This window comes from Dactylosporangium sp. NPDC048998, from assembly GCF_043197855.1.
In the GTDB taxonomy this organism is placed as follows: domain Bacteria; phylum Actinomycetota; class Actinomycetes; order Mycobacteriales; family Micromonosporaceae; genus Dactylosporangium.
In genome coordinates this window covers 46,604-58,625 of record NZ_JBICTV010000029.1, presented here as the reverse complement: position 1 = coordinate 58,625, position 12,022 = coordinate 46,604, and the positions used below count along the sequence as shown (strand labels likewise).

6 protein-coding genes and 1 CRISPR repeat array are annotated in these 12,022 nt (G+C 69.7%); of the genes, 3 read left to right on the top strand and 3 right to left on the bottom strand.

The genetic code is table 11. The features are described from left to right. Positions 1-168: 168 nt before the first annotated feature. The gene (locus ACGFI8_RS38385; protein WP_392812206.1) at positions 169-1,350 is read right to left on the bottom strand and encodes a hypothetical protein; all 1,182 of its coding nucleotides are present in this window, start codon (positions 1,348-1,350) and stop codon (positions 169-171) included. A gap of 538 nt (positions 1,351-1,888) precedes the next feature. Further along, complete coding sequence (locus tag ACGFI8_RS38380) at positions 1,889-2,098, bottom strand: hypothetical protein (RefSeq protein WP_392812205.1); 210 nt, start codon at positions 2,096-2,098, stop codon at positions 1,889-1,891. 200 nt (positions 2,099-2,298) lie between these two features. On the opposite strand from ACGFI8_RS38380, the gene ACGFI8_RS38375 reads away from it, so the two are divergent. Continuing rightward, positions 2,299-2,460: a hypothetical protein gene (locus ACGFI8_RS38375; protein WP_392812204.1), complete on the top strand. Its 162-nt coding sequence runs from the start codon at positions 2,299-2,301 to the stop codon at positions 2,458-2,460. A gap of 511 nt (positions 2,461-2,971) precedes the next feature. Here the strand turns inward: ACGFI8_RS38375 and ACGFI8_RS38370 are convergent. Then, positions 2,972-3,448 (bottom strand): hypothetical protein, encoded by a 477-nt coding sequence (locus ACGFI8_RS38370; protein ID WP_392812202.1) that lies wholly within the window; start codon positions 3,446-3,448, stop codon positions 2,972-2,974. 510 nt (positions 3,449-3,958) lie between these two features. On the opposite strand from ACGFI8_RS38370, the gene ACGFI8_RS38365 reads away from it, so the two are divergent. Together ACGFI8_RS38365 and cas3 are read left to right on the top strand one after the other, a co-directional pair. Beyond that, complete coding sequence (locus tag ACGFI8_RS38365; protein WP_392812201.1) at positions 3,959-5,362, top strand: hypothetical protein; 1,404 nt, start codon at positions 3,959-3,961, stop codon at positions 5,360-5,362. Positions 5,363-5,636: 274 nt separating this feature from the next. Beyond that, a CRISPR array of direct repeats spans positions 5,637-9,019; the repeat unit is 28 nt; unit sequence GGAGAACCCCCGCGCGTGCGGGGACGAC. Positions 9,020-9,212: 193 nt separating this feature from the next. After that, positions 9,213-12,014: a CRISPR-associated helicase Cas3' gene (gene cas3 / locus ACGFI8_RS38360; RefSeq protein ID WP_392812199.1), complete on the top strand. Its 2,802-nt coding sequence runs from the start codon at positions 9,213-9,215 to the stop codon at positions 12,012-12,014. Positions 12,015-12,022 lie beyond the last annotated feature (8 nt).

Here is a 12,022-nt window from a genome sequence, read left to right as displayed (position 1 = left end):
CCGGGCGCAGATCGTCATAAGCCTGTAGCCGGCCTTCGCCGTTTGAACATGCCGCGTTGCCGATCTCCCATGTCCCTGCTGGTGGCGCATGGCACACCTGAGCGCCGTAGTCCCCGTTGATGATGTAGGAGCCGATTGTCGGTGGGCGATTTCTCGCCTGTGTGCAGGTCAGGCCGAGTCCGCGGGACGCAGACTGGCGGGCAGGTCAGCAACCACCAGTTCGGCCAACTGGTACAGGAACGGCGGCAACAGAACCGACAGCAACTCGAACTGGCTGCCGGGCACCATCACCCGCAATCGGCTCATCCCGGTGGCCAGGAACAGCAGCATCACTGCGGTGCTCGTTCGGGCCGTCATGGACGGCGTCGGCTCGAGCAGGGCTTGGCGCACCAGCAGGCGGTTAGAGCCGAACGCGATACCGAGGAACCACTGCTGCAGGCCCGGGCACTCCGGCAGGGGCTCGCCGACAGCCAGTGCGTCGAGCTCGGCCTCGACGGTGTCGCACAGCGACACCGCCCACCGGTGCATGTCGTCGACGGCCAGCCAGGCTGCCCGCAGCTGCGCGAGGGACGCCTTGGTCACGATCCGATTCAGGTCGGCGCGGGCGTCGCCGGCCGGCAGCAGGGTCAAGCCGTGACCGTCGTTGATGTCGGCAAGCTTTGGGCCCTCGTCGGGGTATTCGAGCATGGACGCGACCGGGACGGCTGCACCGGACGGGACCATCGCCCGCGCGACGGCGGCGAGGTCGCCCTCGGACAACTCGCTGATGCCGCCCAGGGCAGCAGAGACGGCCATGGTAAGAAAGTCGCGGCTCGTGTACGGCTCGGTCTCGTACGTGCCCTTGTCGAACGGGGCCAGTTCGGGCAATACGAATGGGATGCCGGCGGCGCCGATGCGGGCGTCGATCTCGCGGATACGCTGGGGCAGCAGCACGCTCTTGCCGCTGTGCTTGGCGGCGACCTCCTGCGCGATGTCGGCGATCCAGTCGCTGCGGTCGGCACCCTCTTCAGGTTCCAGCAGGGCGTCCAGACGGGGCGCGGCTGCGGCAAGCCACGCCCCGCGCACGGTCGGCTCCGGAACCGGCAGGCCGGCGCCGAACGCCTCCAGCGCGAGGTCTGCAGGCCGCCGGCCCGGGCGGGCGTGGGCGCTGAGCCACACCACCAGATTAAGTGCGTCGGCCGGGACGGTGGAGACGCTTCCGCGGCCCTGCCCGGCGCCGTGCTGCTCGTTGCGGGATAGCAGGCCCGCCGCCCGCCACCGTTCGAGCTGGGTGGGAGTGGGGGCCGCTCCGCGCTCCCTGGCGGCGGCGATCAAGGCGGCATCGGCCCTGCTGGGCTGTTTGCGGACCATGGCATGCGACCGTACCGGCCGACTTCGGCTTTTGGAGCCCCGCGAGCTTGTCGAGAACCGGACCGTCGCGTGCTGGTCTGCTGATGGTGCCCGAGGCGCCGAGCCTCTCTGCCACGAAGGAGTGCCAGTTCTATGACCAGCACACGCAGCTCATCGACGCCTGGCCCGGGCGGGTCGCGGCGGTGGACCACGATCGCCGCGATTGCTGGCGCCGCAGCCGCCGGGGTACTGGCCGCCCACAGCACGGCGTGGGCGGTCGGCGTCGGCACTGCAGCGGGCCTGTTCGTAGCGATCCACGAGATTCTTCGACATTGAAGCCCGAACACGTGACGAACCCCAACCCGGACCCGGCCGGTGCGTGCTGAGCGACCCGGCCATCTCGGCCCTTGACGAGACCGAGGTGGTGCTCCCCGCGTTGCGGCACCTGCGAGACGTTGCCCGCCATACGTGCCGCACCGCCGCCTACCTGCCCGGCCTCGCGGTGCGGTCCTCGTCACGCCACTGCGGCGCTGGCCAAACTCGCTAACCACATCGCGCCCTACGTCGTGGACTTCTGACCCCCGCCGGCGCGCGGGTAGCCAACGCCGAGGCCGCGCTCGTCGAAGCGCGCACGGACCTCGATACAGCACGCCATCACGCTCGTGCCCCCGCCGACCAGCACCCAGTCGCCGCCGCCTGACCACGATTCCGCTCGGGGCAGGTGCCGCGCACCGCGGACCTGCCCCGGGCGGGCGTCAGAGCGCCGCATGACCCCGCCCGATCCGCACGCCCACCCCAGGCACGGCGCGGATGCACGGTCGAGCACGGCAACGCGCGCGTCGGTGAGGGTGGGTTAAGCCGCGGCGGCCGGAAGCAGGATGCATGATCGGTCGGCTGGATGGCGTACCCCGTCCGCGCTACGGCCGGCGGGCCGCGTGCCGCCCCGGCGGTTGCGGGCAATGGTGACCGATGGGCGCGACCACGACCGGGTCGGCTCGGATCGCGCCGGCATTCCGCCCGCCGGTCGTGCCCCAGCTGACCGAGGCCACCTTGACCGCCGCCGGGCTGCCGGCCGAGCCGTTCACCACAATGCACGTCGAACTGGTCCGCGTCAGCCCGAAGGGCAAGTGACACGCCCCCGGTACAGACACCCACGGTGCACGCATGTGACCCGGGTGTCCGGCTACCGCCCGGCCAGCCTGCCGGCGTAGCAGGCCAGTGTGCTGGGCGAGCACGACCTGTGCAGTTCGTGCGTGCACCAGGCGGCGATGCCCGGTCCGGCCGGGGTGCTGTATGTCTCGGCCCGGCCTGATTGTCGCCGCCGCGCAGTGGGTCGCCGAGTTGGAGCGCCTCGCCCCCGGGATGGCGTGGCTGGACGTGGCCCGCTGGTCTCGGCAGACTCCCGTTCGGCCCGCTCGACCCCATCCCTGATCTGCTCGCCGGGCTCAACGGCGCCCGGGGTTCGCCGTGCACAGCGCAGCCGCCGTCACGGCCTGGGACCGGCTGCGTCAGCGGGCCGACGCCGCGGTGGCGGCGGCTCGCCAGGCCGCCGGCCCGCCCGGCGCCGCGCGCCGGTCGTGGCCAATCCGACCCCGGCCCGAGCGCCGCTATTGCGTGCGCCTTCGCCGTTGGCTCACTTTCTTTACTGGCGTGGTAGCCCCGCCACCTGCGTCGTCTGGACGGTCTGGACTGATTGTCCTCGGCGTCCCGGCTGGGCAACGCAACGCGGCGCGATCGACAAGGCCAGGACCTTGGGCTGAGAGTTGCCAGATCGGGACTGGAAGGTTACGGCCCGAGGGTAGACCTTCCCTGGGCAACGGTCCTGCTGGTAGCTGATGCCACCCATCTCCATTGGCATGTAGTCACCGCCGGCGAGCGGGATGCCGACGTACCAGATCCAGCATTTGTCGGCCAGCCCTTCCTGGTCGTTCCAGGTCGTCACAGCGAAGTCCGCCTGCGAACCGAACACGTAGCAGAACGCGGCCTTGTATGTGCGTCGGAAGTGATCGACACAGCCCTTGCCCACGTCGAGCAGCTGCGCCGACGTGCCGCCCGCGACGACCGCAACGTTGGCCTGACCGCCCTTCACCTTCTTCGTCACCGACATCTTGCGCACCATGTCCGGCCCGAACCGTGGGCCGGCTGGTGCTGCGGATGACGCTGCCGGGGTCTGGGTGGATTCAGCCACGGTGACTTCGGTGGACGGGCGAACCGACGGACTCGCGGTTGGGCGATCCGAAGTCATTGACGTACTGTCCCCAGCCGAACCGCCGCAGCCAGCGATGACCAACACGGCGGCCACCGACAACAGCCAGAAACTCCGGGGCAAGGACGTCATTCGGGAGACGCTCACAAGACCATCATCGTGGAACGCCTGAGCGACGCTGGAGTCTCTGAATGGGCATTATGATCGTCATCTTGCTGACAGCCCTAGACGTGTTGTGCTTCGGCCCCAACGGGCGTACAGCCATCGAGTTCAAGTACTTCACCACGCATTGAACGGTTCCAGGGTGTACTTCGACGTTCGATCTAGCTTTGTCGGCTCGCAGCGCAGATGCGCGCTGCACGGCCGCTATGCCACCCTGGCTGGATGCACCCGCCCGCCGGCGCTTCAGGCACTTTGCTGACAATGGTCGATGCTCTGGACATCCCGGTGTTCCTACGCCGCAGTTCGCCCCTGGTACCTGAGCGGCGGCCCCGAGCCCAGCGGATCGACGCGGGTGCCCCACCGTGGCCAGCCATCGCCGAACCACCGTCTGGGCAGTATCTGGTCCGTACCTCCTGGCGGGAGATCATCGATGCGGCAGCGACCGTCGGGCGAGACTCAGTGGGGTGGCTGGCCGCAACGCCCACGCTCGCGTGGGCGGAAATTGTGGCTCGCCGTTCCCCGCTGATGGCCTATCTCGGCCGGAGCCAGCATCCCGGCGGCCCGACCGGTTCGCTGTACCACCTCGAGCCGAACGTGGTGTATCAGCACGGCACGGAGGCCAGCGCGCAGGTCGCGTTCGGGTACCGGATGGGAATGACGATGGCCGAGTGGGCCTGCCGCGGCCTGCTGGGCACCGGTCCGACCGACCACGCCGAGAGCATCGAAAAGCCGTTGTACGCCGGAACCGGGTGGGAGGAGCAATTCGGTCTGCCAGACCTCGTCGCCCGGCACCCAGCCGCCCCGTACCCCTGGCTCATTGAGGCGAAGGGCGGCCGCCGCGCCGGTCTCGGCATGCTCCGTAAAGGCGCCGAGCAGCTGACCCGGGCAGAACTGATGGACGGGCCCCACGTGCGGGTGCTGTGCGGCACCAGCCTTGAACACCGTGTCTTCGTCACCCTGGACGTCGAGGCCGTCAGTACCGAGGGCGTCACCGCAAACTCGGATTCAGGCCCGGCGGACGACCCGAACAGCATTCTCGACCTGGCCCGCTCAAGGATGCTGTTCTACCTGGCGCTACGGGCTCTGCCACCCGAGCGTCTGCGGATCACGCCGGTCGGTCAGGATCTCGCATCGTACCGGGCCGGCCGCCGCACCGGGCTGGCACAACTGCTCGAGCATGACCCGTCAACCCGCGCCGAACGCGACGCCGCGCGCCAGCCCGAACAGTACCGCCGACGCCGGCCGGGCCATCGGTCAGACATGATCACGGGCAGGGTCCCGGGCACCGACCTCATCGTCGGGCTCTCCCGGCGGCTCTACGCGGCGTGCGAGCAACTGGCCGACGTCGAAGCCTCCCTTGCGCAGATCGTCAACGTCGAGCGCCCGGCATGGCCCCAGCGGGACGGTCCGGAGCCCAGCCTGCGGGAAGTCGACGAACGGCAACGTGAGCGCGATGCGCTGTTGCGGTTCCGTGAACGCGAGGAGCGTCCATATCTGGCAGAGCGCGCTCGGGCCGGTTTCGAACGCGGATCCGAAGCCGAATGGCCGGAAATCGTCGGTGTGGAGCCGCCCGTGGTCAGCGAACCGCCGCCGGGTTACCTTGAGGCGGCCACGCCCGACACCTATCTCGCCGTCAGCGCCGCGAGCACAACGACCGTCAGCTGACATGGCGCGAGCTGTACCCCGCTGGAGTCGGCGGCAGGGTGGTGCAGCTCGTCACTACACCATAACCGCACTGTCGGGCTGCTTATGGTGTGGGCAGGGCCCCGGTGCCCCTCCGGTCGCCGTCGGCGCGGACGATGACAGCCGGCTGGCGGTTGCGGCAGGCCCGAGCTCGCGACGGGATTGGGCCACACCTCATGCCTAACGGCGACTGGTTGTCTCGCCACACATGCACGGGGAGCAAGACGGTTATCACGCACCGTACGCAAGTTGCTTGGGATCATCCCCGCGTGCGCGGGGAGTACCGCGCCTATGACCACGCCATGCCGGCCCAGACCGGACCATCCCCGCGTGCGCGGGGGCGACCAAGTGCAGGAAGCGGCTATGACAGATTTCCAGGGAGAACCCTCGCGCGTGCGGGGACGACCGGATCTGCGTGATCGAGTTGCCGTTGCCCTGGGGAGAACCCCCGCGCGTGCGGGGACGACCTCTCCTGCCTCGTGAACGACGGTGCCCAGGGGGAGAACCCCCGCGCGTGCGGGGACGACATCTGCGAGGCGTGGATGTGCTCCGGGGCCTGTGGAGAACCCCCGCGCGTGCGGGGACGACGCGCAGGAAGTCGAGCAGGTCGCTCATGCTGCCGGAGAACCCCCCGCGCGTGCGGGGACGACAAGCCCTCGAACTCGACGCTGATCCACTCGGCGGGAGAACCTCCGCGCGTGCGGGGACGACTGCTGGCCGCCGCGTGGCCGATGGCGGTCACGGGGAGAACCCCCGCGCGTGCGGGGACGACGGCATGTTCGGCGCCGACCCGGCGCTGACACCAGGAGAACCCCCGCGCGTGCGGGGACGACGCCGTGACGGTGCCGATGGACACGATGCGCCGCGGAGAACCCCCGCGCGTGCGGGGACGACTCGCCTGGCAGGCGGTCGACGGCGCTGCGGGGCGGAGAACCCCCGCGCGTGCGGGGACGACAACATGTAGCAGTTCGGAGCCGCAACCGGGTAGGGAGAACCCCCGCGCGTGCGGGGACGACTCGCCCCGTCGCTTCTGTCGTACGGGCACATGCGGAGAACCCCCGCGCGTGCGGGGACGACTCGAGGAAAGCGCAGTACCCGCAGCCGTGACGAGGAGAACCCCCGCGCGTGCGGGGACGACGGCGTGCTGTTCGCCTGGCTGTTGCTGACGATCGGAGAACCCCCGCGCGTGCGGGGACGACCGGCTGGCCTGGGCTTTGTCGCCCTCCTGCAGCGGAGAACCCCCGCGCGTGCGGGGACGACCCGGACCCCGCCTCGATTGCGACGCTCTCCAGCGGAGAACCCCCGCGCGTGCGGGGACGACAAGAGCAGCGGGCGGCGGCGGCGCGGGACGAGGGGAGAACCCCCGCGCGTGCGGGGACGACCGAGGCGCCTCCTAGCTATCTGCACCTGGCCCGGGAGAACCCCCGCGCGTGCGGGGACGACGAGGCCATCAACCTGCGCCTGAGTAAGTCCGGCGGAGAACCCCCGCGCGTGCGGGGACGACGAACAGACGCTCGTCCTCGGGTCGCGCTGGGCGGGAGAACCCCCGCGCGTGCGGGGACGACTCGGCTGAGGGCGGCTCGGCCACGGTCAACGTGGGAGAACCCCCGCGCGTGCGGGGACGACCGGGTGCTCCACAAAGTCACCCTCACGCTCCAGGGAGAACCCCCGCGCGTGCGGGGACGACCCACGCTCGTCACCCACCCCGAGGGCGTTGAGCGGAGAACCCCCGCGCGTGCGGGGACGACGCGAGCAGCGGGATGCCGCCAGCCTTGATGTCCGGAGAACCCCCGCGCGTGCGGGGACGACGAGCAGTCCGGCAGGTTCCCGACCATGATCACGGGAGAACCCCCGCGCGTGCGGGGACGACCTTGATTGGCTGTCCCGCGACATCGCGGCGGGGGGAGAACCCCCGCGCGTGCGGGGACGACGGCTCGGCGGCGCGCTCGTCGGTACCGGGTCGCGGAGAACCCCCGCGCGTTCGGGGACGACGCCCACGCCGGCGCGATGATGGTGCGCAGGAGCGGAGAACCCCCGCGCGTGCGGGGACGACACCCGGTGGTGACCAGGACTCGTATCGCAAAAGGAGAACCCCCGCGCGTGCGGGGACGACAGTAGGGCTGTACGCCGATGGAGTGCCACCCGGGGAGAACCCCCGCGCGTGCGGGGACGACGTCTTCGTCAGCGCAGCGATCGTCTCCGCCTGCGGAGAACCCCCGCGCGTGCGGGGACGACGCGTCCGGCCTGCCCGGCGGCCAGTCGATGGGCGGAGAACCCCCGCGCGTGCGGGGACGACCTGGCTACACGTTGGATGCGCCGGAGGGGCACGGGAGAACCCCCGCGCGTGCGGGGACGACGTCGCTTCGGGCGGTCAAGCGGCCGTGAATCTCGGAGAACCCCCGCGCGTGCGGGGACGACCGCTCCGAAATGACCTTCATGTGGTGCCCCGCCGGAGAACCCCCGCGCGTGCGGGGACGACGGTCGGGGGTGCTGTCGTGGTCATGGGGTCTCCGGAGAACCCCCGCGCGTGCGGGGACGACATGTCGGCCCAGGCGCGCCGGATGTCGCGGGGGGGAGAACCCCCGCGCGTGCGGGGACGACGACCAGGAGGACGACGACGACATGGGTGCGAGCGGAGAACCCCCGCGCGTGCGGGGACGACGCGCAGTTCCAGCCACCACCCGCCCCGGATGCGGGAGAACCCCCGCGCGTGCGGGGACGACTTGGCCCGTCGTTTCGGTCGGCCGGGGCCCACAGGAGAACCCCCGCGCGTGCGGGGACGACGGAGTGAGCATGAGGCGGCCGAGCTGGAGCGGGGGAGAACCCCCGCGCGTGCGGGGACGACACCATCTACGACCGCGACGACGACGGGCACGTGGGAGAACCCCCGCGCGTGCGGGGACGACGGTGTGGCCGCCGGTTCCGGATCGTGCTCTCGGGGAGAACCCCCGCGCGTGCGGGGACGACGGAGCTCCCGAGGGACATCCCGAACTCACCGCAGGAGAACCCCCGCGCGTGCGGGGACGACGTGTGGTGGATGTCGCCGCAACAGCCAAGGGTGGGAGAACCCCCGCGCGTGCGGGGACGACGGCGTCGTCCAGGTCGACGCGGACGGCGCTAGCGGAGAACCCCCGCGCGTGCGGGGACGACGTCGGTGGTGGATCCCATGTCGGATGAGGATCTGGGAGAACCCCCGCGCGTGCGGGGACGACATGATCAACGACGAGTGGCGGCCGGTCGACGCGGGAGAACCCCCGCGCGTGCGGGGACGACTCGTTCGTCGGCGAGTATCCGACGAACGCGGCCGGAGAACCCCCGCGCGTGCGGGGACGACGCCCGGCCGCAGATCCGCGCCGCGTATCTCGGGGGAGAACCCCCGCGCGTGCGGGGACGACGTACGCGAGTTGCTGCTCAGCGGACATCTGGGAGGAGAACCCCCGCGCGTGCGGGGACGACCGGGGAAGATCACCGCGTCGCTCATCTCGATCGGGAGAACCCCCGCGCGTGCGGGGACGACATCCCCGAACCCGAGGACGGTCCGCCCGTTGCGGGAGAACCCCCGCGCGTGCGGGGACGACGTGTTTTCGGGCCGGAATCACAGGGCAAGCTGCGGAGAACCCCCGCGCGTGCGGGGACGACGCTTGCTGACCAGCGATTCTACTGTCACGGCGGCCGATTCCCGTTCAGTTGCACTGGCGCGACGGTTCAGGTTGTATCACCCGGAACGGCTCGTTCGTTCGGGTGAAACAGTTTCACGCGATTCGGATATTTCCGGATGAGAGCCGCATCGCGTCTCCCGAAACTGTCGTACCGCTGCTCTATGTTGCCGGGCGTGGATGCGGAATTGCTGCAGCGGCTCGCGCCGTTTTGGGGGAAGTCCAACGCTGGCGGCCGCCCCAACCTGCTTGTCCAGCACCTCCTCGACGCTGCGGCCGTTGGTGAGCTGATCTGGGACCTCTACCTCGCCCCAGCGGTGCGCGACAGGTTGGACGCCTGCTGCGCTGGCCGGGGCCGTCAGTTGTTCGTTGTGTTGTGCGCACTCCATGACGTAGGCAAGGCGACGCCAGCCTTTCAGGACAAGGTGACGGCGTTGGCGGCAGCGGTCCAAGCGTGTGGCTTGCGGTGGAGGTCGCTGCCGAAACAAGCGAAGCAGTGGCATCACACACTGGCTGGCGGGGTGATCGTGCGGGACGCGCTTCGCGCGGCCGGTTGGAGTTCTGACCAGGTCGATTGGGTCGTTCCCATGGTGACGGGCCATCACGGCATGGTGCCGATGCGCGCCCGGTATCGAATGCCGGAGCGCCACGGGCACGGCGAGGGGCCGCAGTGGCGGCGTGCCCAACAGGAACTGGTCAACGCGGTCGCCTACGAAGTGGGCGCTGACATGGCCGACCTTGAGCCGATCTCGACACCGGGCAGGGCCATGCAGTTGACGCTGTCCGGCGCGGTGATCATGGCGGACTGGATTGCCAGCGACAGCGAGAGATTCGTCGGCATCGACAGGCTTGACCAGGTCTCGATGGACGAGGCGCGTGAACGAGCCCGGGAAGCGTGGCAGAGGTTGGAGCTCCGCGGCGGCTGGCGTGACCGGTCGTTGCTCGCGCCGTCCGGGTTCTTCGAGCAGCGGTTCCGTCGTTGCGAGGTTCGACCGGTCCAGGCATCTGCGGTCGACCTGGCCTCCACGATGCCCGGTCCCGGCCTGATGTTCATCGAAGCGCCGATGGGCGAGGGTAAGACGGAGGCGGCGCTCGCGGCTGCCGAGGTCTTAGCGTCTCGGTTCGGCGCCGATGGCGTGTTTGTCGGTATGCCGACTCAGGCTACAAGCGACGCGATGTTCAACCGTGTCGTGGACTGGGCTCAGTCTTTGGACGCCTCTGTCCCGGTCGGTCTGCTGCATGGCAAGCGTCGGTTCAATCAGCGCTGGCGGGAGATGCGCGAGACGCGCTTCAGTGACGTCGATGACGACGAGTACGGGTGTGAGGACGTGTTCGGTGTGGTGACCGGGCGGTCACATGCCGTGCAGCGCACGGTGGTTCCAGCGGAATGGTTTCTCGGGCCGAAGCGTGGCCTGCTGATGCCGATCACGATCGGCACGATCGACCAGCTGTTGCATGCGGCGACCCGCACCAGGCATGTGATGCTGCGGCATCTCGGGCTGGCCGGGCGGGTCGTGGTACTCGATGAGGTGCACGCCTACGACGTGTACATGATGCAGTTTCTGACGGAGGCGTTGCGATGGCTCGGCGACGCTGGCGTCCCTGTGGTGCTGTTGTCGGCGACATTGCCGCCGGCCATGCGTCGGCAGTTGGCCGAGGCGTACCTGCAGGGAGCGCTACGCGAATCCGATGTAGCGGTGCCGGCATCGTTGGTCGGGGGCCAGGGATACCCGGCGGTGCGGTGGGTGACCGCAGCGGATGGTCGAGTGCAGAGCGGCGGCTGCTCGGCCAAGCCGTGGCGTGATTCGATCAGCGTTGCCGTCGACGTGCTGGACGAGGATCCACGTGAGGGACCTGAGAAGCTTGTGGCCCTGGTCGCTGAGGCGCTGGCTGACGGTGGTTGTCTCCTCGTGGTGCGCAACACGGTTCGCCGCGCACGGCAGACCTTCCAGGCGTTGCGGCAGGCGTTTGGGGGCGATGGCACGATCACTGTGCTGCTGCATGCGCGGCTGATGATGGGCGAGCGTGTGGACCGCACGGAACGGGTGCTCGATCTGCTCGGTGCTCCGGATCGTGAGCAGGCACCGTCACGTCCGCCGCGGATGATCGTCGTGGCCACCCAGCTTGCCGAGCAGTCCTTCGATGTCGACGCCGACTTGCTGATCAGTGATCTGGCGCCGATCGACCTGCTGCTGCAGCGCATCGGCCGGCTTCACCGGCATGACCGTCCGGCGGAGGCTCGGCCGTGCCGCGTTGCCTCGCCGAGGGTGGTGGTCGCTGGCATGTCGTGGATGGGCGGCGTGCCCGTGTTCCCCCGTGGCAGCGAACACGTTTATGGCCGTTATCCGCTGTTGCGTGCGGCGCACCTTGTTCAGGAAGCGAGTGTCCGAGGTGGGTGGAGTGTGCCGGCGAAGGTTCCTGAACTCGTGCAGCGCGGCTACGACGTCGGGGAGCCGCTGCCGGCGGGCTGGCGGACGGAAGTCGATGCGGCGCTCGCGCAGTGGAGGCACAGTGACGCGGTTCGGCGGGACAACGCCAACAGGTTCATCCTCGCCGGTGTCGGTGAGCTGTATCGCGCTGACCTTGCCGGACTTCATGACCGGCCGACCCGGGATCTTGACGACGACGACGCAGTGTCCGCCGTGGTCCGTGACGGTGCGGACAGTATCGAAGTGGTAGTGCTTCGCCGACGCGGTGATCTCAAGTACACCCTGGACGGGCGGTCGCTTGGTCCCGCCGACACCATGATCAGCGATCCGGATGTGGCCGAGGCCGTCGCCCGGTCGACGGTGCGCTTGCCGGCGGCGTTGAGTGAAGCCGCGCTGCTTGAGTTGACTCCGTTGTCTGAGGCTGGCGGCGACCCTTGGCTACGTCGTATCAGGGTGCTGGAACTGGATGACGGGAACAGTGCGGTCCTGGGACGGCGCCGGCTCAGTTACGACCTCGAACTGGGGCTCGTTGATGAGCCGGCGCCGTGAGAACCCCG

Bases quoted from the DNA above. Each gene is read 5' to 3' on its own strand.
- ACGFI8_RS38385 (WP_392812206.1), bottom strand. From the start codon at position 1,350: ATGGTCCGCAAACAGCCCAGCAGGGCCGATGCCGCCTTGATCGCCGCC.
- ACGFI8_RS38380 (WP_392812205.1), bottom strand. From the start codon at position 2,098: ATGCGGCGCTCTGACGCCCGCCCGGGGCAGGTCCGCGGTGCGCGGCAC.
- ACGFI8_RS38375 (WP_392812204.1), top strand. From the start codon at position 2,299: ATGGGCGCGACCACGACCGGGTCGGCTCGGATCGCGCCGGCATTCCGC.
- ACGFI8_RS38370 (WP_392812202.1), bottom strand. From the start codon at position 3,448: ATGGTGCGCAAGATGTCGGTGACGAAGAAGGTGAAGGGCGGTCAGGCC.
- ACGFI8_RS38365 (WP_392812201.1), top strand. From the start codon at position 3,959: ATGGTCGATGCTCTGGACATCCCGGTGTTCCTACGCCGCAGTTCGCCC.